Source organism: Stenotrophomonas sp. NPDC077421, assembly GCF_049545505.1.
In the GTDB taxonomy this organism is placed as follows: domain Bacteria; phylum Pseudomonadota; class Gammaproteobacteria; order Xanthomonadales; family Xanthomonadaceae; genus Stenotrophomonas; species Stenotrophomonas nematodicola.
Genome location: NZ_JBMWDP010000011.1, coordinates 68,366 through 94,431 on the forward strand (window position 1 = coordinate 68,366; position 26,066 = coordinate 94,431).

General features: G+C 69.5%; 20 protein-coding genes. 12 read left to right on the forward strand and 8 right to left on the reverse strand.

The features are described from left to right. Window positions 1-40: 40 nt before the first annotated feature. The 5 genes from ACPEH1_RS08190 to ACPEH1_RS08210 all read right to left on the reverse strand — a co-directional run bounded on the left by ACPEH1_RS08190 (window position 41) and on the right by ACPEH1_RS08210 (window position 5,876). Window positions 41-1,021, reverse strand: coding sequence for a copper resistance protein B (locus ACPEH1_RS08190; protein ID WP_423715608.1), 981 nt, complete (start codon window positions 1,019-1,021; stop codon window positions 41-43). Further along, window positions 1,018-2,796: a copper resistance system multicopper oxidase gene (locus ACPEH1_RS08195; protein ID WP_136003049.1), complete on the reverse strand. Its 1,779-nt coding sequence runs from the start codon at window positions 2,794-2,796 to the stop codon at window positions 1,018-1,020. Before ACPEH1_RS08195 ends, ACPEH1_RS08190 begins: the two co-directional genes overlap by 4 nt. Window positions 2,797-2,900: 104 nt before the next feature. Further along, window positions 2,901-3,290: a CopL family metal-binding regulatory protein gene (locus ACPEH1_RS08200; RefSeq protein WP_168355600.1), complete on the reverse strand. Its 390-nt coding sequence runs from the start codon at window positions 3,288-3,290 to the stop codon at window positions 2,901-2,903. 94 nt (window positions 3,291-3,384) lie between these two features. Next, window positions 3,385-5,190, reverse strand: coding sequence for a DNA helicase RecQ (gene recQ / locus ACPEH1_RS08205; RefSeq protein ID WP_423715611.1), 1,806 nt, complete (start codon window positions 5,188-5,190; stop codon window positions 3,385-3,387). Between the two features lie 134 nt (window positions 5,191-5,324). Further along, entirely contained in the window at window positions 5,325-5,876 is a 552-nt protein-coding gene (locus ACPEH1_RS08210; protein ID WP_017356669.1) for a Dps family protein, read from the reverse strand. Between the two features lie 90 nt (window positions 5,877-5,966). Here ACPEH1_RS08210 and hrpA point away from each other — a divergent pair, with 90 nt between their 5' ends. After that, a complete protein-coding gene (hrpA, locus tag ACPEH1_RS08215) occupies window positions 5,967-10,073 on the forward strand; it encodes an ATP-dependent RNA helicase HrpA (protein ID WP_423715612.1) in 4,107 nt (1,368 codons plus the stop codon). A 39-nt stretch (window positions 10,074-10,112) separates the two neighbouring features. Here hrpA and ACPEH1_RS08220 read toward each other — a convergent pair whose 3' ends face one another. Further along, window positions 10,113-10,649 (reverse strand): hypothetical protein, encoded by a 537-nt coding sequence (locus ACPEH1_RS08220; RefSeq protein ID WP_017357210.1) that lies wholly within the window; start codon window positions 10,647-10,649, stop codon window positions 10,113-10,115. A 117-nt stretch (window positions 10,650-10,766) separates the two neighbouring features. On the opposite strand from ACPEH1_RS08220, the gene ACPEH1_RS08225 reads away from it, so the two are divergent. From ACPEH1_RS08225 to tsaB, 8 genes are all read left to right on the forward strand, one after another. Further along, a complete protein-coding gene (locus ACPEH1_RS08225) occupies window positions 10,767-12,920 on the forward strand; it encodes a RelA/SpoT family protein (RefSeq protein ID WP_287250159.1) in 2,154 nt (717 codons plus the stop codon). Between the two features lie 29 nt (window positions 12,921-12,949). Further along, window positions 12,950-14,503, forward strand: coding sequence for a hypothetical protein (locus ACPEH1_RS08230; protein WP_423715613.1), 1,554 nt, complete (start codon window positions 12,950-12,952; stop codon window positions 14,501-14,503). Window positions 14,504-14,664: 161 nt separating this feature from the next. Beyond that, complete coding sequence (locus ACPEH1_RS08235; protein WP_017356297.1) at window positions 14,665-15,654, forward strand: glycosyltransferase family 2 protein; 990 nt, start codon at window positions 14,665-14,667, stop codon at window positions 15,652-15,654. A 5-nt stretch (window positions 15,655-15,659) separates the two neighbouring features. Next, on the forward strand, window positions 15,660-16,607 hold the full coding sequence (locus tag ACPEH1_RS08240; RefSeq protein ID WP_165699778.1) for a glycosyltransferase family 2 protein: 948 nt from the start codon (window positions 15,660-15,662) through the stop codon (window positions 16,605-16,607). 84 nt (window positions 16,608-16,691) lie between these two features. Next, window positions 16,692-19,142 (forward strand): penicillin-binding protein 1B, encoded by a 2,451-nt coding sequence (gene mrcB, locus ACPEH1_RS08245; protein WP_136003055.1) that lies wholly within the window; start codon window positions 16,692-16,694, stop codon window positions 19,140-19,142. A gap of 17 nt (window positions 19,143-19,159) precedes the next feature. Beyond that, on the forward strand, window positions 19,160-19,681 hold the full coding sequence (locus ACPEH1_RS08250) for a hypothetical protein (RefSeq protein ID WP_017356294.1): 522 nt from the start codon (window positions 19,160-19,162) through the stop codon (window positions 19,679-19,681). A gap of 168 nt (window positions 19,682-19,849) precedes the next feature. Then, the gene (locus ACPEH1_RS08255; RefSeq protein ID WP_423715615.1) at window positions 19,850-21,907 is read left to right on the forward strand and encodes an ATP-dependent DNA helicase; all 2,058 of its coding nucleotides are present in this window, start codon (window positions 19,850-19,852) and stop codon (window positions 21,905-21,907) included. Window positions 21,908-21,912: 5 nt separating this feature from the next. Beyond that, on the forward strand, window positions 21,913-22,617 hold the full coding sequence (tsaB, locus tag ACPEH1_RS08260) for a tRNA (adenosine(37)-N6)-threonylcarbamoyltransferase complex dimerization subunit type 1 TsaB (protein ID WP_136003058.1): 705 nt from the start codon (window positions 21,913-21,915) through the stop codon (window positions 22,615-22,617). Window positions 22,618-22,652: 35 nt separating this feature from the next. Here tsaB and ACPEH1_RS08265 read toward each other — a convergent pair whose 3' ends face one another. Then, window positions 22,653-23,540 (reverse strand): energy transducer TonB family protein, encoded by an 888-nt coding sequence (locus ACPEH1_RS08265; RefSeq protein WP_136003059.1) that lies wholly within the window; start codon window positions 23,538-23,540, stop codon window positions 22,653-22,655. Then, window positions 23,537-24,487 carry a glutathione synthase gene (gshB, locus tag ACPEH1_RS08270; RefSeq protein ID WP_017356957.1) on the reverse strand — a complete coding sequence of 317 codons (951 nt, stop codon included), beginning with the start codon at window positions 24,485-24,487 and terminating at the stop codon, window positions 23,537-23,539. Before gshB ends, ACPEH1_RS08265 begins: the two co-directional genes overlap by 4 nt. Window positions 24,488-24,745: 258 nt before the next feature. Between gshB and pilG the strand changes: the two genes are divergently transcribed. From pilG to ACPEH1_RS08285, 3 genes are read left to right on the forward strand one after another with little or no spacing between them, the layout of a single operon-like run. Beyond that, window positions 24,746-25,147, forward strand: coding sequence for a twitching motility response regulator PilG (gene pilG / locus ACPEH1_RS08275; RefSeq protein ID WP_017356958.1), 402 nt, complete (start codon window positions 24,746-24,748; stop codon window positions 25,145-25,147). Between the two features lie 18 nt (window positions 25,148-25,165). Next, window positions 25,166-25,528, forward strand: a complete 363-nt coding sequence (locus ACPEH1_RS08280) for a response regulator (protein WP_017356959.1) — start codon at window positions 25,166-25,168, stop codon at window positions 25,526-25,528. Then, window positions 25,528-26,058 carry a chemotaxis protein CheW gene (locus tag ACPEH1_RS08285; protein WP_017356960.1) on the forward strand — a complete coding sequence of 177 codons (531 nt, stop codon included), beginning with the start codon at window positions 25,528-25,530 and terminating at the stop codon, window positions 26,056-26,058. Before ACPEH1_RS08280 ends, ACPEH1_RS08285 begins: the two co-directional genes overlap by 1 nt. Window positions 26,059-26,066: the final 8 nt, after the last annotated feature.

The following is a 26,066-nucleotide window of genomic DNA, read 5'->3' on the forward strand; positions in this document are numbered from 1 at the left end:
CATGCCCCGGGCGCGCGCGGCGCCCGGGATGCATGCTGGCCTAGAACCAGACCCGCACGCCGGCGACCCAGCGGGTGTCGCGCGCGTCTTCGCCGGCGGCCGCGTGATAGTCGGCGGTGTCGCCGAACAGGCGCTCGTGACTGATGCCGATGTACGGGGCGAAGCGGCGGCTGAACTCGTAGCGCAGGCGCAGGCCGGCCTCGACCTTGTTCAGGCCGGCACCGGTGCCGTATTCGGGTTCATCCTTGGCCGAGAACGTGGCCTCCACCAGCGGCTGCAGGATCAACCGGTTGGTCAGCAGCAGCTCGTATTCCACTTCGACCGTGGCTGCGACCTGGCCGCCTTCGCCGACGTAGGCGGTGGCGGAGGTTTCGAACTTGTACGGCGCCAGGCCCTGGATGCCGATGGCCGCCCAGGTGCGCGAATCGGCAGGACGGATGTCCTGCTTCACCCCGACCAGGACGTCCCACCACGGCGACACGCTGCGGCCGTACAGCAGCTCCAGGTCCGACGATCCGGTGCGGCCATCGCTGCGTTCGCCTTCACTGCGCAGCCAGAGGCGGTTGATGTTGCCGCCGATCCAGCCGCTGGCCTCCCAGGCCTGGCCATTGCCGTGTTTGCCGTCCCACTGCTCCAGGCGGTTGATCAGCACCATGCTGTGGATCTCCGGCGCGTGTTCCATCGCGTCGTGGTCGATCGGCGGAAACGCGGCGATGCGATCGGCCTCGGTGACGGCGGGAATCGGCTCCAGCGGTTCCCGCAGCGCGGGTGCTGCGTGACCCATCGCCGCATGGTCCATCCGGCTGTGGTCCATGCTGCCGTGGTCCATCGTTGCATGGTCCATCCGGGTGTGGTCCATGCCGTCATGGTCGGGGTTGGAGGTCGTCCCGGCGGTGGCGGGTGGCGACGTGTCCGCCGCCACGGTGGCATGCGCATGCGACTGCGCCCAGGCGGGCGCTGACAGGGTGGCCAGCAGCGCCGCCGTCAGCAGGCGGGGCGCGTGAGCGGTGAGCGTGCTCATTCTTCAATCCTCACTTCGCGCATCATGCCCGCTTCCATGTGGTAGAGCAGATGGCAGTGGTACGCCCAGCGGCCCAGTGCGTCCGCGCGCACGCGGTAGGTGCGGCGCGTGCCGGGAGGCATGTCGATGGTGTGCTTGCGCAGGTGGAAGTCGCCGTCGGCGTTTTCCAGGTCGCTCCACACGCCGTGCAGGTGGATGGGGTGCTGCATCATCGTGTCGTTGACCAGCACGATGCGCATGCGCTCGCCGTAGTTCAGGCGCAGCGGTTCCGCGCTGGCGAAGGGAATGCCGTCGAAGGACCAGCTGAACTTTTCCATGTGCCCGGTGAGGTGCAGCTCGACCTCGCGGCCGGGATCGCGCCCATCCGGATCGTCGAACAGGCTGCGCATCGCGCCGTAGGTAAGCACCTGGCGGCCGTTGTCGCGCAATCCGATGCCGGGATCGTCGAGCTTGGGCTCGGTGGCCATGCTCTGCATGTCGATCAGCGGATTGCCCGTCTCGCTCGGCGCGTGGCGCGGCGCCTTGTCGTTGCCGCCGTGCGCGGCGTGGCCCATGCTGGCGCCGCAGCCGCCTTCCATGCCCTTCATGTCGTGGCCCATGCCGCCCATGTCGTGGCCCATGTCGGACATGGTCAGCAGCGGGCGTGGGTCGCGCGCGGGAATGGGGGCCTGCAGGCCGTGGCGTACTGCCAGCGTGCCGGCGGCATAACCGGTGCGGCCCATGTCCTGGCAGAACAGGGTGTAGGCATCCTGGCCGCCGGGTTCGACGATGACATCGAAGGTTTCCGCTGGTGCGATGCGGAATTCATCGATGGTGACCGGATGGATGTATTGCCCGTCGGCGGCGACCACGGTCATCTTCAGGCCGGGAATGCGCACATCGAAGTAGGTCATCGAGCCGCCGTTGATGAAACGCAGCAGCACCTTCTCGCCACTGCGGAACAGCCCGGTCCAGTTGCCGGCCGGCGTGGTGCCGTTGAGCAGGTAGGTATAGGTATGCGCGTTGATGTCGGAGATGTCGGTGGGGGTCATCCGCATCCGGCCCCACATGCCGCGGTCGGCGGTGGCCGCAGCCCAGCCGTCGCGGCGCACGTCGCGCAGGAAGTCGGGCAGGGTGCGCTTGTAGTAGTTGTCGTACTCGGCGAGCTTCTTCATGCGCCGGAACAGCGCACCCGGGTCCATGTCGGTCCAGTCCGAGAGCATGATCACGTGTTCGCGGTCGTAGCGGTACGGCGCCGGCTGCAGCGGGTCGATGATCAGTGCGCCGTACAGGCCGGCCTGTTCCTGGAACATCGAATGGCTGTGGTACCAGTACGTGCCGGACTGCTTGAGGGTGAACCGGTACTGGTAGGCCTCGCCCGGCGCGATGCCGTTGAAGCTCAGGCCTGGCACACCGTCCATGTTGGCTGGCAGCAGGATGCCGTGCCAATGGATGGACGTGGGGTGGCCCTGCAGCGCATTGGCCACGCGGACCGTGACGGTATCGCCTTCGCGCCAGCGCAGGATGGGCGCCGGCAGGCTGCCGTTGACGGTGATTGCCGGGCGGGTACGGCCGGTGAAGTTGGCGAGCGACTCGCCGATGCTCAACTGGAACGCCTGGCCGCTGAGTACCTGCGGGGCGGCAGCGAGCGCGGGACCGGCGGCGGCGAACGCGCGCGGGCTGAGGCCGGTGGCGGCCAGGCCGGCGGCGACGCCTCCGGCGGCCAGCCCCTGGACGAACAGGCGGCGCGACGGCATGGGCAGCGTGCCCGGGCCGGGTTGGGTTGGGAAAGACATTGCAGCTCCGAATCGGATCCAATGGCACGCGCAGGTGCCGATACGCCAACCGCGCACGCAGCGCGGGGCATCGCGTCAGTCGGGCGCTCGCGGGGAGCGCGGGATCAGGCGATCGGAGGGCGGGTGATGCGGTCCAGCGGCAGGCTGGGCAGCCCGGCGCGGATCGGCGGCAGCGGTGCCTGCGCGGGCGGGGGCGGTGTGGCGATCCAGGCGATCTGTACGGCCAGGCTGGGTTGCTGTGCACAGGTGCGCAGGCAATCCTTGATCTTGCAGGGATCGCCCTGCTGCGGTGCCTGGGCGTGGTCGAGCCCCGCCGACGGCGGCGGCGCGGTCACGGCGTCGTGGCCGTGGCAGGGCGGCGCGGGAGCGGTGACGGCAGCATCCACCGGGTGCGCCATTGCCAGCGCCATCGGCCCGGCCAAGGCGGCGTTCAACCCGTTGAGCAACAGGCTGAGCATCAGGATCAGGCGCAGGAGCAGGCCACCGGCGGTCATGGGCGCCACCTTACCGCCAACGCGGCGACGGCGCATCCGTGGCTGAACGCGGGATTCAACTCTGGAGCCCACTCCGTCAGCGCGTACGGTCCCATCAGCCTTCCTCACGCACGATCTCGACCAGCCGCGCGCCATAACGCGACAGCTTGGTGCCGCCGATGCCACCGACCCGGGCGAGCGCATCGACGCTGGTGGGCCGCTGTTCGGCGATGTTGCGCAGGGTGCTGTCGTGGAAGATCACAAAGGCCGGCACGTTCTGTTCCCGCGCCAGCTCGGCGCGCAGGCCGCGCAGGGCGTTGAACAGCGCCAGGTCCTGCGGCAGCACGGACAGGCCGGTGCGCTGGCCGCTGCGGTCGCGCTCGCGGCCGGCGGCGGGGCTTTCGCGGCGCATCATCACCTTGCGCCGGCCCTTGAGCACGTCGCGGCTGGCATCGGTGAGGCGCAGGCCGCCGTAGGCATCGCTGTCCACTTCGAGCAGGCTGGCGGCCACCAGCTGGCGGAACACGCTGCGCCAGGTGCGGGCGTCCAGATCCTTGCCGATGCCATAGGTGCTCAGTTCGGTATGCCCGAACTGGCGGATCTTCTCGTTCTCACCACCGCGCAGGATGTCGATCAGGTGGCCGACGCCGAAGCGCTGGCCGCTGCGGTACACGCAGCTCAGCGCCTTCTGGGCGGCCACGCTGGCATCCCAGGCATCGGGGGGGACCAGGCAGTTGTCGCAGTTGCCGCAGGGCTGCGGGTAGGTTTCGCCGAAGCCGGCCAGCAGAACCTGGCGGCGGCACTGCATGGATTCGCAGTAGCCGAGCAGGTGGTCGAGCTTGGTGCGCTCGAGTGTTTTCCGCTCTTCGCCGGCCTCGGACTGCTCGATCATCTGCTTGAGCAGCACCACATCGCCCAGGCCGTAGCAGAGCCAGGCCTCGGCCGGTTCACCGTCGCGCCCGGCGCGCCCGGTTTCCTGGTAGTAGCCTTCCATCGACTTGGGCAGGTCGGTATGCGCGACGAAGCGGACATCGGGTTTGTCGATGCCCATGCCGAAGGCGATGGTGGCGCACATCACGATGCCGTCCTCGCGCAGGAAGCGGCGCTGGTTGGCGGCGCGCACTTCGGCGGGCAGGCCGGCGTGGTAAGGCAGTGCGTTCATACCCTCGCGGCACAGGAACTCGGCGGTCTCCTCGACCTTTCGCCGCGACATGCAGTAGACGATGCCGGCCGCGTCGCGATGCGCCTTGAGGAAGTCCAGCAGCTGGCGCTTGGCGTTGTCCTTCTGGACGACCGTGTAGCGGATGTTGGGGCGGTCGAAGGAGCTGACGAAGTGCTGGGCGTTGGTGAGGTCCAGCCGCTCGGCGATTTCACGCTGGGTCGGCGGGTCGGCGGTGGCGGTGAGCGCGATGCGCGGCACGTCCGGCCAGCGCTCGTGCAGCACGGTCAGCTGGCGGTATTCGGGACGGAAGTCATGGCCCCATTGCGAGACGCAATGGGCCTCATCGATGGCGAACAGGGCGATCCGGCTGCGCGCCAGCAGGGACAGGAAGCGGCCGGTGAGCAACCGCTCCGGTGCGACGTACAGCAGCTCCAGTTCACCAGCCACCAGCTCCCGTTCCACCCGCGCAGCGGTTTCCGCGTCCAGCGTGGAATTGAGGTACTCGGCGCGCACGCCCAGCTGGCGCAGGGCGTCGACCTGGTCCTGCATGAGGGCGATCAGCGGGGAGATGACGATGCCGGTGCCGTCGCGCAGCAGGGAAGGCACCTGGTAGCACAGCGACTTGCCGCCGCCCGTGGGCATCAATACGAGCGCGTCATTGCCGGCGGCGACATGTTCGACGATCGCCTGCTGCGGACCGCGGAAATCGTCGTAACCAAAGATGCGGCTGAGCAGGTCGTGCGCGGGGCGGGAAGACATCGACGTAGTTTACAGGGCCGAGCGACCTGAGGAGGGTCAGTCGACTCTGGATCTGAACGTCGGCGATGCGCCATCCGGGGACGAAGCCCCCCTTGAGACCAAGGGGGGACAGGAGGGGCAACGCCCCGGCGGGATTACTGCAGCAAGGAACGCAGCATCCAGGCGTACTTCTCGTGGGTCTGCAGGCGCTGGGTCATCAGATCTTCGGTCGGGGCGTCGTCGGCGTCGGCGGCCACATCAAGCACCTTGCGGGCGGTGCGGCACACGGCCTCGTTGGCGGCGACCAACTGGCGTACCATTTCACGCCAGTCCGCGCTGTCGGTCAGGCCCGGTTCCTCGGCGATCGAGGTCAGGGCCGCGAACTCGCGGTAGGAGCCGGGGGCGTTGAAGCCCAGTGCACGGATACGTTCAGCAACGTCGTCCAGGGCTGCCCACTGCTCGGTGTACTGGGTCTCGAACATGGTGTGCAGCGAGTTGAACATCGACCCGGTGACATTCCAATGGAAATTGTGGGTCTTCAGGTAGAGCGTGAACGCATCCGCCTGGAAGGCCGCCAGCCCATCGGCAATCTTCTTGCGATCGCCTTCCTTGATCCCGATATCGATGTTCGGGGCCGAGGGGGCCGCCGTTGCCAGCTTCTGCTTACCGGTCTGGGTCTTCTTTGCCGGCGTCTTGGTTTTCGCCATGGGGGATATCCTCCTTGTGGATGGGATGGCCTTCACAATAGATCAGACTAACCTTTCAGATGTAATCAAAGTTTTAAAACGATCCGATTGATGACCGCTATCAACAAACCCTCCGTTTCCTCTCTGCACCTGCACCAGCGCGCGATCGACGGGGCGATGAGCCGCGACCGCGGTCGCTTGCTGGGGATGCTCTCGCGCTGTCGCGCCAAACCGGCCGATGCGGCGGTGGCGGCCGCGTTCGAGCAGGCCTTGCAGGCGTCGGTACAGCGGCGTGAGGCACGCGCGCGGAACCGGCCGACGATCAGTCTGGACGACACCCTGCCGATTGCGCGTGAAGCTGAACGGATCACCGCCCTGATCCGCGACCACCAGGTCGTGGTGATTGCCGGTGAGACCGGGTCGGGCAAGACCACCCAGCTGCCGAAGCTGTGTCTGGCCGCCGGACGGGGCGTGGCGGGGATGATCGGCTGCACCCAGCCGCGACGGATCGCCGCACGTGCGGTGGCCACCCGTGTGGCCCAGGAACTCCAGTCCGAGCTGGGCACGACGGTGGGGTACCAGGTGCGCTTCACCGACCGGGTTGGCGACGACACCCGCATCAAGTTCATGACCGACGGCATCCTGCTGGCGGAGATCAGCAGCGACCGCTGGCTCTCGCAGTACGACACGATCATCGTCGACGAGGCCCACGAGCGCAGCCTCAACATCGACTTCCTGCTGGGCTACCTCAAGCAGCTGTTGAAAAAGCGGCCGGACCTGAAGTTGATCGTGACGTCGGCGACGATCGACACATCGCGGTTCGCCGAGCATTTCGACGATGCGCCGGTGATCAGTGTCGAGGGACGCACCTTCCCGGTGGAAGTACGCTACCGCCCGCTGGAAGGCGAGGGCGGCGGCGACGAGGAGGGCGGCCGCGACGGCGAGCGCACCGTGAACGAGGCGGTGGTGGCGGCGGTGGATGAGATCACCCGGCTCGATCCGCGCGGCGACATCCTGCTGTTCTTCCCCGGCGAACGCGAGATCCGCGACGCGCACCAGTCCCTGGAACGGCGCAAGTACCGCGAAACCGAGGTGCTGCCGCTGTACGCGCGGCTGTCGGTGAAGGACCAGGACCAGGTGTTCAACCCGGGCAGTAAACGGCGCATCGTGCTGGCCACCAACGTGGCCGAAACCTCGCTGACCGTGCCGCGCATCCGCTATGTGGTCGATCCCGGCCTGGCCCGGGTCAAGCGTTACAGCCCGCGGCAGAAGCTGGACCGCCTGCATATCGAAGCGGTGTCGCAGGCCAGCGCCAACCAGCGCAAGGGCCGTTGCGGACGTGTGTCGGAGGGCATCTGCTACCGCCTGTACTCGGAAGCGGAGTTCCTGTCGCGGGCCGAGTTCACCGACCCTGAAATCCGCCGCTCCAGCCTGGCCGGCGTGATCCTGCGGATGCTGCAGCTCGGCCTGGGACGGATCGAGGACTTCCCGTTCCTCGAAGCGCCGGACGAGCGCGCGATCGCCGATGGCTGGCAGCAGCTGGGTGAACTGGGCGCGGTGGACGCCGAGCGTCGGCTGACTCCGGTCGGGCGACAGATGGCGCGCCTGCCGGTGGACGTCAAGCTGGCGCGCATGCTGGTGGCGGCGCAGGCGCAGGGATGCCTGCGGCCGATGCTGGTGATCGCCGCGTTCCTGGGTATCCAGGACCCGCGCGAGCGCCCGCCCGAAGCGCGCGCCGCCGCCGACAACGCGCACGCGCTGTTTGCCGACGGCCGCTCCGAGTTCGTCGGCGTGCTGCGCCTGTGGGACGGCTACCGCCAGGCCCATGAGGACCTGACCCAATCCAAGCTGCGGGGCTGGTGCGAACGCCATTTCCTTGGCTTCCTGCGCATGCGCGAGTGGCGCGAGCTGCATCGCCAGCTGCGCGTCCTGTGCGAAGAACTCGGCTGGACCGAAGAGCCGGCCGCAACGGCGCTGGAACCTTTGCTGGCCGGATCGTCCGCGCCGGCGCCGACGCGCGACGATGATGCCAGGATCAAAGCCACCCGTGGCCAGCAGCACCGTGCCGCACGCCTGGCCCGCGAGGGCAAGGCCGAGCCGCTCCCAGCCACGGCGGCACCGGCATCGGCCGCGCCTGCCGACGCCCGCGAGGCGCGCGGTGGCTTCAGTGAGAAGGTGCGCGCTGCGGCCTACCAGACGCTGCACCGCGCGCTGATCGCCGGCCTGCCCACGCAGATCGGCCACCGCAGCGACAAGGGCGACTTCCTTGCCCCGCGTCAGCGCCGGTTCCTGCCGTTCCCCGGCTCGGTGCTGGCCAAGCGGCCGCCGCCGTGGCTGCTCACCGCGACGCTGCTGGATACCCAGAAAATCTGGGGCCTGACCAACGCGGCGATCGAACCGGACTGGGTGATCGCCGAGCTGCCGCACCTGCTGCTGCGCAAGCACTTCGACCCGCACTGGTCGCGCGCGCAGGGCCAGGTGCTGGCCTCCGAGCAGATCAGTCTGTTCGGGCTGGTGCTGGCACCGAAGAAGCCGGTGCACTACGGCCGCATCGCGCCGGGCGAGGCGCACGACATTTTCGTGCGCCAGGGACTGGTGACCGGCGAGATCAACACGCGCGCCAGCGTCATCGCCGACAACCTCAAGGTGCTGGAGCAGGCGCGCGAGGAAGAGGCCAAGCTGCGTCGTGCCGGCATCGTCGCCGACGAAGGCTGGCAGGCCCGCTGGTACCTGGACCGGATCCCGGCCGAGATCCATTCGGCTACCGGCCTGGATACGTGGTGGAAGGGACTGGCGCCGGACAAGCGGCGCGCGCTGGCGTGGACGCTGGCCGATCTGTTGCCCGGCGAGGGCAGCGATGCCGACCGCTATCCAGCGTACCTGCCGCTGGGCGACGCGCGGCTGGCGCTGCATTACCGCTTCGAACCCGGCAGCGAGGACGACGGGGTCAGCCTGGATGTTCCGCTGCACCTGCTCAATGCGCTGGATCCGGCGCGGCTGTCGTGGCTTGCGCCGGGCTTCGTCGCCGACAAGGCCTCGGCGCTGATCCGCAGCCTGCCCAAGGCGATGCGTCGCAACTACGTTCCGGCGCCGGATTTCGGCCGTGCGTTCGCCGAGGCGTACCCGGACCCCACCGCTGACGATATCCGCGGCGAACTGGCGCGGTTCCTGTCGCGGGCCACCGGGGCGCAGGTGGCGGCCACCGACTTCGATGATGCCGCGCTGGAATCGCATCTGCGCATGAACCTGCGCCTGCACGACGCCAATGGCACGCTGCTGGCCACCTCCCGTGATCTGGATGCGCTGCGGGCACGCTTCGGCGAGAAGGCCGGGGCGGCCTTCGCCGCGCGGGCCGGGCGGGCGCTGGCGGCCGACGGGCTGCGTGATTTCCCGGCCACGGCGATTCCGCTGCAGGTGCCCGGCGAAGCCGGAGTGCCGGCCTATCCGGCGTTGGTGGATGACGGCGAGAGCGCCGCGCTGCGCATCTTCGCCGATCGCAACGAAGCACTGGAGCAGCATCCGCGCGGGGTGCGCCGCCTGCTGGAGATCGCGCTGGCCGACAAGGCCAAGCAGGCGCGCAAGCAGTTGCCCGTTCCGCCCAAGACCGGGTTGTTGTATGCCGCGATCGAATCGCAGGAGCGGTTGCGCGGGGATCTGGTCGAGGCGGCGATGAACGCGGTGCTGGCCGATGGCCTGGGTGACATCCGCGACCCGGCCGCGTTCGCGCAGCGGCGCGATGCGGCGGGCAAAGGCCTGTTCGGCGAGGCGATGGCGCGGCTGAAACTGGCCGAAAACATCCTGGCCCACGTCGCCGAGCTCAAGCCGCAGCTGGAAGCACCGTTGATGGGCTGGGCACGCGGCAATCTGGACGACATGGAGCAGCAGCTGGCCGCGCTGATCCATCCCGGCTTCCTGCGCGATACGCCGGCCGATGCGCTCGCACAGCTGCCGCGCTACCTGCGCGCGATGATCCTGCGTGCCGAACGTGCCAAGCGCGATCCGCCACGCGACCAGGCGCGGATGCTGGAACTGCGCCCGTTCCTGGACGCGCTGCACGAGGCCGAACAGCGCGGCCAACGCGACCGTCCGCAGTGGCAGGAACTGCGCTGGGATCTGGAAGAGCTGCGGGTGTCGCTGTTCGCGCAGGAGCTTGGGGCAAAAAGCGGGATTTCAGCCAAGAAGCTGGCCCAGCGCGTGGCGGCGCTGCGCAGGCCTTGAGCCAATGGCCGCCCCGCGGGTTGCGCGGGGCGGTCGCGGTTACTTGACGCGACGGACCTTGGCGCGGGTGTTGGCGCCCTTCACCTGCAGGTACCAGGCGCCCATCACGCCGGGGGTGATGGTGACCTGCGGCGACTGCGCGCGGATGCCGGACAGGCTGGCACTGTCGGTCTGCTCCCACTCCTGCGCATTGGCCAGCACATAGCGGCGGCCCTTGCCGAAACCGCGGAACTCGCCTTCCAGCGTGCTGATGATCGGCTCGCTGCTGCCGAAGTCGAAGAAGCCGCGGTTCTTGACGATCACTTCCTGGCGGCCTTCCTCGCGCGCCTGCTCCTTGACCTGCTCGCGGACCTGCTCGCGCACATCGGCGGCAACGGCGGCGACCTTGCCCTGCAGCCAGTTGTTGAGTGCGGCCAGTTCGGCGGGTTTGAGCTTGTCCAGGCCGGCTGCCTTGAATTCCTCCGGCGTCATCTGCTGCTGCAGGTCGCCTTCGACCACGCGCTGTGCCCAGGCAGGTGCCGACAGGCTGAGCAGGACGGCCACAGCGGCCAACAACCGCAGACGGGAAAAGCGCATGGCAGGTCTCCTTGGGATGAACGCAGTGTAGGGCCAATGGGCCGGTGCAGCGGTTTTGATTGTTCCCTCGCACGGGCGGCGCTAGTGTAGCTACCTCTGTCTTGTCTGCACGATGCTGTGAACCGCGCTTCTGTCCCCGGCCTGGATGCCTTGTTGAACCGACCCTCGGCGTCGTCGCTGCCGCCTGCCCTGTGCGAGGCGCTGCGCGCGCGCTGGCAGGCGCCCGATACCGATCAGCAGATGCGCAGCAGCTGGACGGTGCTGGCTGACACGCTGGACGCGCTGGCGCTGCTGTCGGCCGATGAAAGCGCGTTGCTGGCCGCTCTGCTGTTCGACCTGCCGGGACTGCGCGCCGGACTGGACGGCCTGCCCTTGGGCACGCTGAAGCCGGCGGTGGTGGGCCTGCTGGAGGGCCAGGACGCGGCCGACCAGGTGTGGGCGCTGCACGCCGGCCGCGAGGCCGGTCGCAACAGCGAGGGCCTGCGCCGGCTGCTGCTGTCGATCATCCAGGACCTGCGCGTGGTGCCGATCCTGCTGTCGCGGCAGCTGGCGCGCATGCGCGCGGCCGACCGCCTGCCGGACGAACAGCGCCGTGCGCTGGCCCAGCTTACCCGCGACATCCATGCGCCGCTGGCCAACCGCCTGGGCATCTGGCAGTTGAAGTGGGAACTGGAAGACCTCGCGTTCCGCCATCTGGAGCCGGAAACCTACCGCCGCATCGCCCGCGAGGTGGATGAAACCCGCGTGGCGCGCGAGCGCTATGTGGAAAGTGTCAAGAAGGCGCTCGCGCGCGAACTGGCCGCTCAGGGCATCCACGCCGAGGTCAGTGGCCGCCCGAAGCACATCTACAGCATCTGGCGGAAGATGCAGAAAAAGCGGCTGGCCTTCGAGCAGCTGTACGACATCCGTGCGTTGCGGTTGATGGTCGATGACGTGGCCGCCTGCTACGCGGCGCTGGGCGTGGTGCATGCGCTGTGGGCGCCGGTACCCAGTGAATTCGACGATTACATCGCGCGGCCCAAGGCAAACGATTACCGCTCGCTGCATACGGCGGTGGTCGGCCCGGAAGGGCGCACCATCGAAGTGCAGATCCGCACCCATGACATGCACGCCCAGGCCGAACTCGGCGTGGCCGCGCACTGGCGTTACAAGGAAGGCAGCAAGGGCGCGGAGAAGGCGTTTGATCGCAAGATCACCTGGATGCGGCAGTTGCTGGAGCATTCCCAGGACGGGCAGGCCGGCGAACTGGCCGGCGCGCTGGATGCCGAGCTGACCGAGGACCGGGTGTACGCGCTGAGCCCCAAAGGCGAGGTGATGGACCTGCCGCAGGGCGCCACCCCGCTGGATTTCGCTTACCACGTGCACACGATGGTCGGGCACCGCTGCCGGGGCGCCAAGGTCAACGGCCGCATCGTGCCGCTGACCTATCGCCTGCGCAGCGGCGACCGGGTCGAGATCCTCACCTCCAAGGAGGCCGATCCGCGGCGCGACTGGCTGCTGGCCTCCAACGGCTTTCTGGCCAGCAACCGCTCGCGGGAGAAGGTCCGTGGCTGGTTCCACAAGCTGGACCGGGCGCGCAATGTGCAGGCCGGTCGCGATCTGCTCGACCGTGAACTCAAGCGCCTCGGTCTGCAGCACGCCGACCTCGGCGTGGCGGCCAGAAAATTCCATGCCGACAGCGTGGACGATCTGTATATCCAGGTCGCACTGGGCGATACCGGGCCCAGCCAGGTCAGCCGTGCACTGCTGGAGGCCGAACGTGCCGCCAGCCAGCCGACGGTACCGGCACTGCCGCGCCCGACCGCGCGCCGCGACAGCCTGGGCAAGTCCAAATTCACCGTGCAGGGTGTGGGCAACCTGCTGGTGCAGCTCGCGCGGTGCTGCCAGCCGGTGGCCGGCGAGCCGATCGTCGGCTACCTCACCCGCAGCCGTGGCGTCACTGTCCACCGCACCGACTGCGCCGCACTGGCGCGCCTGTCGGCGGCCAGCCCGCAGCGCATCCTGCCGGTGGAGTGGGGCCAGGCAGGCGGTGGCTACGAAGTGGACGTGGTGGTCGAGGCCGTGGACCGGCGCTGGCTGCTCAAGGACATCACCAATCTGATCGCGCAGGAAGACGCGTATGTGCTGGACATCCACAGCGACAACGTGCGCAACAGTGGTCGTGCGCACCTGCGGCTGCGGCTGAAGGTCAGCGATTACGGTCAGTTGTCCACGCTGCTGGGCAAGCTGGATGCCCTGCCGGGTGTCAGCGAAGCCCGGCGTCTAGGCTGACCTCACGTGACGCCGGCTAGGCTCGCGGCATGAGCCGTGACGCTGACAGGCAGAACCGCGCGCACGAGGTGCTGAGCCGCGTCCGTCGCGAAGGGCGCTGGTGGTGGCTGCAGGCACGTCATGCGCGGCGCATCTGGCGCTGGGCGGTGCTGGCAGCGGCGGTCCTGTTCATTGCCCTGGTGCTGCTGCGCCGGCCGTTGGCCAACTGGTTCTGGGACGCACCGCCGATCGAGCATCTCCTGCAGCAGGGCGACCGCGCGCTGGCCGCCGGCCGGCTGACCGCCACCGATGGGACCGGCGCACGCGAGTGGTATGAGGCCGCGCAGGCAATGGACAGCGACCGCGCCGAGGCGCGTGCCGGACTGGTGCGCACCGGTCAGGCGGCGGTGCAGCAGGCCCGCGGTGCGCTGGCGCAAGGCGACATCGAGGCTGCCGAGACGGCGCTGGCACTGGCGCGCACGCTGCAGGTGCCGCGGCGCGATGTCGATGGGGTGGCCCAGCAGCTGCGCCAGCAGCGCGTGGCGCGCGCCGGCGTGGAGGACCTGCTGGCGCGCGCGGCCGCCGCGTTGCAGGCGCAGCGCCTGGACGACGGCCCGGACAGCGCGTTGCCGCTCTACCAGCAGGTGCTGGTGCTGGTCCCCACCCAGGTGCAGGCCCTGGAAGGACGCGAAGATGCCCTGTCAGATCTGCTGCAGCAGGCGCGGGCGAACGCCGTGCGGGGGGATGTGGCTGCCGCGGCGGCGGCCGTGCGCCGTGCGCGTGGCTTCGATGCCGGCCATGTGGACCTGCCCGCTACCGAGGAAGCGCTGAACATTGCGCTGGAGCGGCGCCTGCGCGACGGCCAGGCGGCACTGCGCCGGGAGCGCCTGGAGACGGCGGTTACCGCTTTCCAGGCGGTGCTGGCGGCGGCGCCGGACGACGCCGCCGCGCGCCAGGGACTGCAGCGCGTGGCCGAGGCCCACATGCAGCGCGCCGCGCGCCTGGCCGGTGACTTCCGCTTCGAGGCGGCCGGGCAGGCGCTCGCCTCGGCCCAGGCGCTGGGGGCGTCGGCGCGCACACTGGCCGACGCGCGCCGGGGTATCGAGCAGGCCCGGCAGGCACAACGGGCGCTGCAGGCGCCGACCGCGCCGCGGGCGCAGCGCGAGCGCAGCCTGATGGCGCTGCTGCGGCGCATCGAGGAGGCCGAAGCGCGTGGCGACTTTCTCGCGCCACCGGGCCGCAGCGCCTACGACGCGCTGCGCGAAGCACAGGCCCTGGCGCCGCAGGATGTGCGCGTGCGCGCCGCCGCCGGGCGGCTGCTGCCGGCCAGCCGCACCTGCTTCGAAGACCGTCTGCGTGAGAACCGGGTGGTCGCCGCAGGCGCATGCCTGGAGGCCTGGCAGACCCTGGCGCGCAGCGATGCGAGCCTGTCGCAGGCCCGGCAACGCCTCGCCCAGCGCTGGCTGGCGATCGGCAGCGAGCGGCTCGGCGCCGGTGATATCGACTTTGCCGCGCAGGCGCTGGACCAGGCGCGCCACTGGCAGCCGGACCTGCCCGAGCTGCCGGCCTTCGCCGAGCGCCTGCGCAGCGCGCAGGGCGGCTGAGCCGCGGCGCACCGCCGACCCGGGTCGGCTATAGTGCCGCCGTTGTCATTTCCGCCCAGCCCCGCAATGCCCACGCATGCCCGTGTCTTCTTCCGCTCTCCCTGCCGCGCTCCGCGCGGCAGCGTGCCGGCGCGCTGCGCGACTGCCGCCCGGGATGTGGCGTGACCACGGCCGGCGGCCTGCAGGTCTCCGTTGCACTCTGCACTTGGAATGGAGAAGCGTTCCTGGCCGGGCAGCTGCGCAGTATCGCTGCCCAGCGCCGGCGTCCTGACCAGGTGGTCATTTGCGACGACTGTTCCAGCGATTCGACCTGGTCGTGCCTGCAACAGGAAGCGGAGACGCTGCGCGGGCTCGGCATCCAGGTCGACCTGCATCGGCATGCGGCGAACCTGGGCTACGTGCGCAACTTCGAGTACGCCCTGCGCCACTGCCGGGGCGACATCGTGTTCCTGTGCGATCAGGACGATGTGTGGCATCCGGACAAGGTGGCCGAGTTTGCGGCGGCGTTCGAGCGCCGCCCGGCCCTGACGATGCTGCACGGCGACGCCCGGCTCGTCGACGGGCAGGGCGAGCCGCTCGGTGCGCGTCTGTTCGAGGTGCTTGAGGTGGGTGCCGATGACATCGCGCGCGAGCACCGCGGCGAGGCATTCGAGGTGCTGCTCGGGCGCAACGTGGTGACCGGTGCCACGGCGGCGCTGCGCCGTGGCCTGGTCGATGTCGCCCTGCCGGTCGCGCCGGGCTGGATCCATGACGAGTGGCTGGCGCTGGTCGCGGCTGCCGGCGATGGTCTGGACTGCCTGGAGCCGCCCCTGGTCGATTACCGCCAGCACGGCGGCAACCAGGTCGGCGCACGGCGGCGTGGCGTGCGCGACCGCGTGATGCATGACGGCGCGGCGCGCCGGGCGTACCTGACCAAGCGGGTTGCACAGCTGGAAGCCCTGTCGGCGCGGATTGACGACGGCCTGGTGCTGTCGGCCGAACGCCGGACAATGGTGCAGCAGCGGCTGCTGCATGCGCGCGCACGTGCCGCGCTGCCCGGGTCGTTCTGGGCGCGCGCGCGGCAGGTATGGGGCGAGTACCGTAGCGGGCGCTACACACGCTTTTCCAATGGCCTGCGTTCGCTGGCCATCGATCTTCTGGATGTGAAGTGACCGACATGACGATTTCCCAGGCCACGCCCCCCCGGCAGGCCGTGGCTGCCGCCGACATCTGCGCGGTGATCGTGACCTACGCGCCCGATCTGGATCTGCTGGCGCGCGTGGTCGCAGCCGTGCGTGACCAGGTCGGGCACGTGGTGGTGTTCGACAACGGCAGTCCGGCGGCGGATGTGGCTGCCCGGCTGCACACACTCGCCGGGGAGGGCGTGAGTGTGATCGCCTCGCCGGTCAATGTCGGTCTCGGTGCAGCGCTCAACCGTGCGTGTGAGCAGGCGCGCCGGATCGGCGTGGGGCACGTGATGCTGATGGACCAGGACAGCGTGCTGGAAGCCGGCATGGTCCAGACCCTCGCCACGGCGCTGGCGGCGCTGCAGCAGCAGGGACCGGTGGCGGCGGTGGGCCCCCAGTTCCGCGATTCGCGCAGTGGCGATCTTGCGCCGTTCATCCGTCTTGGTTTTCCGATCAACCACAAGCTGTATGGCGGCCCGGGCCAGTACGTGCCCTGCGATTTCCTGATCACCTCCGGTTCGCTGATTCCGCTGGCGTCGCTGGATCGCGTGGGCCCGATGGACGAGTCGCTGTTCATCGACAACATCGACATGGACTGGTGCTTCCGGGCGACGGCGGCGGGCTTGGGGCTGTATGGCGTCTGTGATGCGCAGATGCAGCACAGCATCGGCGAGCAGTTGAGACCGTCCCGGATCAAGCGCGATGGCGTCATCGTGCACAAGCCGTTCCGCCTGTACTACATCATGCGCAACCGGGTATTGCTGTACGGGCGTCCGCACACCTCCCGGGTCTGGGTGGGCCAGGATCTCCCGCGGCTTGTCCTCAAGCTGATCAGCAACGGGGTGGTCATCGCGCCCCGCCTGGTTCGCCTGCGGTTCATGTTGCGCGGCCTCTGGGATGGCGTGCGCGGGCGCAGCGGTCCCATGCCGCCTGCGTAGCCGCCTGAACGCCGCACAGGCAGGCGCCGCAACGGCTGCTGCGCTGCGTTAGACTGCCGCGATCCTCCTGTTGCGCAATGTACCGTGCCCCGACGCCACGATTCCGACGAGTTCGACGAGTTCGACGACGACACCGAAAGCCGCTGGCCGCAGTGGCGCCGCCGCCTGATCACCTGGGGCATGGCCGCGTTCGCGCTCGCGCTGGGATTCCTGATCCCCTATACGGTGTACCTGAACCAACAGGTCACCCAGCGTTTCGGTGAACTGCGCTGGCAGATTCCGACCCGTGTCTACGCGCGCCCGCTGGTGCTGGCCCCCGGCGTGGCGATGGATGCGCAGACACTGAAGACCGAACTGGCGGCGTCGGCCTACCGGGAAGACGGCACCGGCAAACCGGTGGCCACCTATGCCCAGGAGGGCGGCCGCTTCATCATTTCCAGCCGCGGCTACAACGATGTGGACGGCCCGGTGGCGCCCCGCCGCGTCGAACTGAGCCTGTCTGGCGGCCAGGTTGCCTCGCTGCGCGATGCCGACAGCCGCAAGGCGCTCAAGGCCGCGCGCCTGGACCCGGCGCGGATTGCCACGCTGTACGGGCAGAAGCAGGAAGAACGGCGCCTGGTCCGGATCGAAGAGACCCCCGAACTGCTGGTGACCGGCCTGCAGGCGGTCGAAGACAAGGACTTCAACCGCCATCACGGCATCGACCTGAGCGGCATCGCGCGGGCGATCTGGGTGACGGTGCGCTCCGGCGGACAGAGCCGCCAGGGCGCGTCCACGCTGACCCAGCAGCTGGCCCGCAGCGGTCTGCTCGGGATCGGCAAGGAACAGACCGTCACCCGCAAGTTCAATGAAGTGCTGTACGCGCTGATCATGGAGGCGCGCTACGACAAGCGCACCATCCTGGAGGCGTACCTCAATCAGGTGTACCTCGGGCAGCGCGGCAGCCAGGCCATCCACGGCATGTCCTCGGGTGCGGAATTCTGGTTTGGGCGCGATCTGTCCTCGCTCGGCACCGAGCACGTCGCGCTGCTGATCGGTCTGGTCAAGGGCCCGTCCTACTACGACCCCCGGCGCAACCCGGAGCGCGCGCTGGACCGGCGCAACTTCGTGCTGGGCAAGCTGCATGAGAGCCAGCTGATCGACGATGCCGAGTACCAGCGTGCGCTGAAGGCGCCGCTGGGCGTGCCGAAGAATCCCGGCCTGATCGCGGCGAACCGGTTCCCGGCCTACGTGGACCTGGTGCGCCGCCAGCTGGGTCACGACTACCCGGAGGCCGCGCTGCAGGGCGCAGGCCTGAGCGTGATGACCGGCATGTCGCCCTCCGCGCAGGCGTACGCGGAAGGCGCGGTGACGCGCACGCTGAAGTCGCTGGAAACCAAGCGTCGCCCCGAGCTGCAGGCCGGGCTGGTGCTGACCGACGTGCACAACGGCGACGTGCTGGCCGTGGTCGGCAGCCGCGACGTGTCCGAGCCCGGCTTCAACCGTGCGATCGAAGCGCAGCGCCAGGTCGGTTCGCTGCTCAAGCCGTTCGTGTATCTGCTGGCGCTGGCGCAACCGGACCGCTACTCGCTGGCCAGCTGGGTCGATGATTCGCCGGTGACCGTGCAGCTCAGCCGCGGCAAGCGCTGGACGCCTGGCAACGCCGACAACCGCAGCCACGGCACGGTGCGGATGATCGATGCGCTGGCGCACTCCTACAACCAGGCCACGGTGCGGATCGGCATGGCGGTCGAGCCGCAGCGGCTCACCCAGCTGATCCATGTGCTGGCCGGTATCAAGGCCGAAGCGAATCCGGCGGTGATCCTGGGCGCGACCGACCAGAGCCCGTATGCGATGGCGCAGCTGTACCAGTTCCTGGCCTCCGGCGGTGAGATCCAGCCGCTGCACGCCGTGCGTGGCGTGCTCGATCCGCAGGGCAAGCTGCTCAAACGCTATGACAAATCCCCCGCGCCGGCACAGGAGGGCGACTCGATCGCCGCCAACCTGATCAGCATCGGTCTGCAGCAGGTGGTGTCCAGCGGCACCGCCCAGCGCCTGAACGCCGACGGCCTGGCCCGCCTGCAGCCCGCCGGCAAGACCGGCACGTCCAACGACGGACGCGACAGCTGGTATGCCGGCTATACCGGCGACCACCTGGCCGTGGTGTGGATCGGCAACGATCAGAACGCGCAGACCGGCCTGTTTGGTGCCAGCGGCGCCATGCGGGTCTGGTCGGGCATCTTCACCCGCCTGCCGAGTTCGCCGTTGCGGGTCAGCAACAAGGGACTGGATTGGCAGTACGTGGAAGCCAGCGGCACCGCCAGTACCGATGAAACCTGTCCGGGAGCCCGTCGCTTCCCGTTCGTCGTGGGCTACGCCCCCGCCTATGCGCCCTGTGCGCCCCCGGCCGTGCTGCCGGAGGGTGAGGGTGACGGGCAGGGGGACGGTGAAACCCAGGGCGGCGGCTGGCGCAGCTGGTTCGGAATGGAACGCAAGCAGGATGCTGCCCCTGAACCGGCGCAAAGCGCGCCGGCGGCCACCCCTCCTGCGCGTTGAGTCCTGCCATGTCTTCGATGTTCCCGCTTCGTCCGATCGCGCTGGTCGCGGTCAGCCTGTCCCTTGCCGCGTGCGTCAGCAGCACGCCGCCGGTAAAACCGCCGGTGGTTGCCACGGTCAGCCCGGCCCAGCGCCTGGCCGCCGTCGACGCTGCTGCCGGCAATGACGACACTGAACTGGCGGTGCAGCCGCTGCGCGATGCCCAGGTCGACGACCTGCGCGCGCATGCCCAGGCCCGCCGCCAGGCCAACGATCTGGCTGGCGCGGCAGAGGCGCTCAACCAGGCCCTGCTGATTGTCGAGGGCGATCCGGCCGTGCTGCAGGAGCGGGCCGAAATCGCTCTGCTGCAGGGCGACTGGGCACGCGCCGAAGCGCTGTCGCGAAAGGCCGTGGACCTCGGCTCGAAGACCGGGCCGCTGTGCCGTCGCCACTGGGCCACCATCGAACAGGCCCGCCTGGCCCGCGGCGAAAAGGAAAACGCGGTGTCGGCGCACGCGCAGCTGGACGGCTGCACCGTCCCGGGCATCAAACGGTATTGAGCAGTGCCGGCCCACGTGACGTAGTGCCGGCCCACGTCACGTAGTGCCGGGCTCTGCCCGGCAGTGCCGGGTTCTGCCCGGCAGCATCTGACCGGGAACAGCAGGGCAGAGCCCCGCTCCACGACGGCAATCCGGCGCGCGGTGGCGGCCGGGGATTATCATGGGGCGATGTCCCGCCTTGCCACTGCCAGCGGCGACGCCCTCAGCGAGGGCGGTGCGCTTGCCAGCCAACTTGATGCCTTCGTGCCGCGCCCGGCGCAGCTGCGCCTGACCGCGGCCATCGCCGAAGCCTTCGACCAGCGCGACGTGCTGCTGGCCGAGGCCGGTACCGGCACCGGCAAGACCTACGCCTACCTGGTGCCGGCCCTGCTGTCCGGGCTGAAGACCATCATCTCCACCGGTACCCGCGCGCTGCAGGACCAGCTTTACCACCGCGATCTGCCGCGTGTGCGCGCCGCACTGGGGGTAGGTCACAGCAGTGCGCTGCTCAAGGGCCGCGCCAACTATCTGTGCCGCTACCGCCTGCAGCAGGCGCGTGGCGAGCCGCGCTTCTCCTCGCCGGAACAGGTGGCCCAGTTCCAGCGCATCCTGGCGTGGTCGGGGCGTACGCGCTTTGGCGATATGGCCGAACTGGACGCGCTGCCGGAAGATTCGCCGCTGTACCCGATGGTGACCTCCACGGTCGACAACTGTCTCGGTACCGAGTGCCCGTTCTGGGACGACTGCTTCGTGGTGCAGGCCCGTCAGCGCGCCCAGGCGGCCGACGTGGTGGTGGTCAACCACCATCTGCTGTTGGCCGACCTGGCGCTGAAACAGGAGGGCTTCGGCGAAATTCTGCCGGGCGCGCAGGCCTTCGTGATCGACGAAGCGCACCAGCTGCCGGAGCTGGCCACCAACTTCTTCGGCGAAGGTTTCGGCATGCGCCCCTGGCAGGAGCTGGCGCGCGACTGTCTGGCAGAGAGCCGCAGCGTGGCCGGCGCACAGGCCGCGCTGCAGGCGCCTGCCGCCGCACTGGAGCAGGGGCTGCGCGATCTGCGCATCGCGATGGATGGCCTGCCGCCGCGCGGCACCCAATGGCGCGCGCTGGCGGTGCCGCAGGTGCGCGACGGATTCGACGCGGCGATGGCCGCGCTGGTGACGCTGCGCGATGGCCTGGCCGGCGTGCGCGAGGCGTCGCCCGGCCTGGACGCCTGCCATGCGCGTGCGCAGGAGGCGGTGTCGCGGCTGTCGCGGTGGCTGGGCGACGATGCGCCGCTGCCGGATTTCGACGTGGACCCCGAGCAGGTGCCGACACCGGCCGAGGTGCTCTGGTACGAACTGACGCCACGCGGCTTCCGTTGCCAGCGCACCCCGATGGATGTCTCCGGACCGCTGCGCGAGCATCGGCAGCGCTCGATGGCGGCCTGGGTATTCACCTCGGCCACGCTGACCGTGGACGGCCATTTCGATCACATCGCGCAGCGGCTCGGCCTGGACGACCCGGTGACGCTGCTGCAGGCCAGCCCGTTCGACTGGGCGCGCCAGGCGCTGTGTTACCTGCCCACCGATCTGCCCGATCCGGGCGCGCGCGGTTTCGGCACCGCGCTGATCCGCGCCTTGACCCCGGTGCTGGCGGCGTCCGACGGACGTGCTTTCCTGCTGTTCGCCTCGCACCGCGCCCTGCGCGAAGCAGCCGAAGCGCTGCGCGATGCCCCTTGGCCCTTGTTCGTACAGGGCGAGGCGCCGCGTGCCACGCTGCTGCAGCGCTTCCGCGAGTCGGGCAATGGCGTGCTGCTCGGCTCGGCCAGTTTCCGCGAAGGCGTGGACGTGGTCGGCGATGCGCTGAGCGTGGTGGTGATCGACAAACTGCCCTTTGCCGCCCCGGACGATCCGGTGTTCGAAGCGCGCCTGGACGCGATCCGCCGCGACGGCGGCAACCCGTTCCGCGACGAGCAGCTGCCCCAGGCGGTGATCGCGCTCAAGCAGGGCGTGGGCCGGTTGATCCGCAGCGAGACCGACCGCGGCGTGCTGGTGCTGTGCGATCCGCGCCTGCTCAGCCGCGGCTACGGCCGGATATTCCTGGATTCGCTGCCGCCGTTCCGCCGCACCCGGGCGCTGGACGATGTCCGCGCCTTCTTTGCGCCACAATGGCCCGCCGACGCGGCCAGCGGGCCTGCCGTTGCCGCTGCCGTTCCCGCCGCTGCAGCGGCGCCGGCCGCCGACGATTTCCCCACTTCCCTGTTCTGACCGCCATGAAACTGCTTGCCTTTGAAACCGCCACCGAAGCCTGCTCCGTCGCCCTGCATGTGGATGGGCAGGTGCTGGAGCGCTTCGAGATCGCCCCGCGCCGCCATGCCGAGCTGAGCCTGCCGTGGGCCGAGGCGCTGCTGGCCGAGGCGGGCGTGGCCCGGTCGCAGCTGGATGCGATCGCGCTCAGCCGCGGCCCCGGCGCCTTCACCGGCGTACGCCTGGCGATCGCGATCGCGCAGGGGATCGCCCTGGCGCTGGACCGTCCGCTGGTACCGATTTCAACGCTGCAGACGCTGGCGCTGCGTGCGCCGGCCGATGCCGACCAGGTGCTGTCCAGCATCGACGCGCGCATGGGCGAGGTGTACGTGGCCCGCCAGGTGCGCGTGGACGGCCAATGGCGGCTGCAGGGCGAGGAAGTGGTGTGCGCGCCCGACGCCGTGGTCCTGCCCGACGGCACGCGCTGGTTCGGCGTGGGCACCGGGTTCGGTGCTGCCGATGGCGTGCTGGCCACGCGCCTGGCGCCGCAGCTGGCGGGCGTGGATCCGCTGGCCCTGCCGCGCGCCTCGGACGTGCTGGCGCTGGCAGTGCCGGCGTTCGAGCGCGGTGAGGCCGTGGCGCCGGAGCGGGTGGAGCCGGCCTATCTGCGCGACAACGTGGCGTTGACCCTGGTCGAGCAGCAGGCCGCGCGGGCGGCAAAGCAGGGGTAGTGGCGTACCGGCGCCCGGCCTCGTCAGTGGCCGGGTCAGCGGTCGTCGCGCAGCTCGCCGCCGGGCAGGAACACCCAGGTACGCGTGACCTGCAGGATGTCCACGCCATCGTCGGTTCTGGGCAGCGGCGGGAACGGCTGGGCCAGGGCGATGACGCGCAGCGCGGTGGCATCCAGCAGGGGGCTGTTGCTGCTGCGCAGGATGCGGCTGCTTTCCACGCTGCCGTCGCGGCGGACGCCCACGGTGATCACCACCTGGCCGCCGAGCCGGCGTTGGCGCGCCTCATCGGGGTAGTTCAGATTGCCCACCCGCTCGGCACGGTCGACCCAGGCCCGCAGGTAGTTGGCGTAGGCGTATTCGCGCGTGCTCGCCGACACGAACTTCCGGTTGGGGCGCTTGGCGTACTGCGCCGAGCGCAGGTGCACTTCGGCCGCCAGCCGCGCCATCTCCGCGTCGCGCTGTTCGCGTGCGGTGACCGGCGCGTCCGGCGTGGGGCGGTCGGGCAGCGGTTGCGGCTGCGCGTCGGCGACGCTGTCGGGGCTGTTGCGGCTGCTGATCACGCGTGCCTGCGGGGGCGGCGGGCTGGCCGCATCCTGGCGCTGCTGCGGCACCGGCGACAGGCCGGTCTGCGGCTGCGGCACGATCCCGGCCTGGTTGTCGCGCGGGCGCTCGGCCTTGTCGTGGTCGCCACCGCCGACCTGGCTGGCCTGGGCAAGGAAGTCGGCCTGTTTGGGCGTCAGCGCGGTCCGGGTCTGGCTGAAGATCACATCCAGGGTCGGCACCAACGGGGCCTGGTCGCTGACCGCGAAGCCCACGCCGAGGATGAGCAGCCCGTGCACGATCACCGACAGGGTCAGGGTCGCGCCCAGCCGCTGCGACTCGCGCGCCTGCGGGCTGGGGGCCGGAGCGACGCGGGCACTCATTGCGGCAGACCGGCCTCGATCGCATCGAACAGCAGCCCGGCGATGTTGAGGCCGAACTGCGCATCCAGTTCGCGTACGCAGGTGGGGCTGGTGACGTTGACCTCGGTGAGATAGTCGCCGATCACGTCCAGGCCGACGAAGCGCATGCCACGGCGCTTCATTTCCGGGCCCACCTGCGCGGCGATCCAGCGGTCGCGCTCGCTCAGCGGGCGGCCTTCGCCGCGGCCGCCGGCGGCGAGATTGCCACGGAACTCGTCGCCCTGCGGGATGCGCGCCAGGCAGTAGTCGACCGGTTCGCCGTCCACCAGCAGGATGCGCTTGTCGCCGGCGGTGATGTCGGGAATGAACTTCTGCGCCAGCGCCAGCGTACGCCCGCCGTCGGTCAGGGTTTCCAGAATCACGTTCAGGTTCGGGTCGCCGGTGCCGCTGCGGAAGATCGAGCGCCCGCCCATGCCATCCAGCGGCTTGAGCACGGCCTGGCCGTGTTCGAGCACGAAGGCTTTCAGGTCGGCACTGCGACGGCTGACCAGGGTCGGCGGACAGCACTGCGGGAACAGCAGCGCAGCCAGCTTCTCATTGAAGTCGCGCAGGCCCTGCGGGTCGTTCACGACCATCGCGCCGGCCTGCCCGGCCACGCTGAGCACGTGGGTGTCGTAGATGAATTCGGCATCCACCGGCGGGTCCTTGCGCATCAGCACGACCTGGCCGGGGCCGAACGGGGTCTGGCTGAATTCGCCCAGGGTGAACCAGTCCCGCGCGTCGTCGCGCACCTGCAGCGGTGCGGTCCGGGCGACCGCCTGGCCGTCCCGCAGCGCCAGGCCGCCCGGAGCGACGTAGTGCAGGGCATGGCCGCGTCGCTGGGCTTCCAGCAGCATGGCGAAGGTGGTGTCTTTGGCAATCTTGATGTCGGCGATGGGGTCCATCACCACGATGACGTTCAACGGCATGGTCGCAACCTGGCGGGCAGGCCGATGATGGTAGCGGCAATGGGCCCCGGTTGCCTGCCCGGCACGGCTGCAACGCAGTGTCCGCCGGCGCCGGTGGCGGCCGCGGGTTTGCGCAGTTCCGGGTCCGGCGGGGGGCGGAGACCCGCGGCCTGCTTGGCGGCAGCCGCGGTGCTTGAAGCCTGCGCCGGAATTGGGATATAGATACGCTTTCGCAGCGGCGCCAGACCAGCAGAAGCGTCGCGCGCTCGGGGAAAGGTAATGACTGAAAACATGGCTGCGGGTGGGGAACTCGCAGGGCTCAGGGTCATGGTCATCGACGATTCGAAGACCATTCGCAGGACCGCGGAAACACTGCTCAAGCGCGAAGGCTGCGAGGTGGTGACCGCGACCGATGGTTTCGAGGCGCTGGCCAAGATCGCCGACCAGCAACCGCAGATCATCTTCGTGGACATCATGATGCCGCGTCTTGACGGGTATCAGACCTGCGCGTTGATCAAGGGCAACCAGCTGTTCAAGTCCACGCCGGTGATCATGCTGTCCTCCAAGGACGGCCTGTTCGACAAGGCGCGCGGGCGCATCGTCGGCTCGGAGCAGTACCTGACCAAGCCATTCACGCGTGAAGAACTGCTGGGTGCCATCCGCACATACGTAAACGCCTGACCAGGGGGGAAAGGCACAATGGCTCGAATCGTTCTGATCGAGGATTCACCGACCGACCGTGCGGTGTTCACGCAGTGGTTGCGCAAGGCCGGCCATGAAGTACTGGAAGCGGACAACGCCGAGGACGGGCTCCAGCTCGTGCGCGAGCAGTTGCCGCAGCTGGTGCTGATGGACGTCGTGCTGCCGGGCATGAGTGGTTTCCAGGCGACCCGCGCGATGGCGCGGGACGCAGCGACCAGGCACATCCCGGTGGTCATCGTCAGTACCAAGGCGATGGAAACCGACAAGGCATGGGGGCTGCGACAGGGGGCGGCCGATTACATCGTCAAGCCGCCGCGCGAGGAGGAACTGATCGCGCGGATCAACGAACTGGTGGTCTGATGCGCTCTCCCTTCGACATCCTGGAAGCCTACGAACGGCGCAGCCTGGCCCATGCCGTGCAGCTGCCGGAACGACAGTTTTCGCAGGATCTGTGGCGTGGTGTCGGCTACCGGGTCGGCAGGCGCCGGCTGGTGTCCGACTTCCGTGAAGTGGTTGAAATCGTGCCGATGCCGCCGGTGACCCCGGTGCCCGGCGCGCAGCCGTGGCTGCTGGGCGTGGGCAACCTGCGCGGCAATCTGTTCCCGGTGGTCGACCTGAAGTACTTCCTGGAAGGCGAGCGCACCGTGCAGCAGGAAGGCCAGCGCGTGCTGATCATGCGCCAGGCCGGTGGCGACGTCGCGCTGACCATCGATGAGCTGTTCGGCCAGCGCAGCTTCGAGCAGGACCAGGACGTGGCGGCCGGCGATCTCGCCGAAGGCCGGTACGGCCACTTCGTCGACCGCGCCTTCCACGGCGACGGTCATGACTGGGGCGTGTTCTCGCTGTCGCTGCTGTCGCGCACCCCCGAATTCAGGCAGGCCGCGGCCTGACCGTCGCC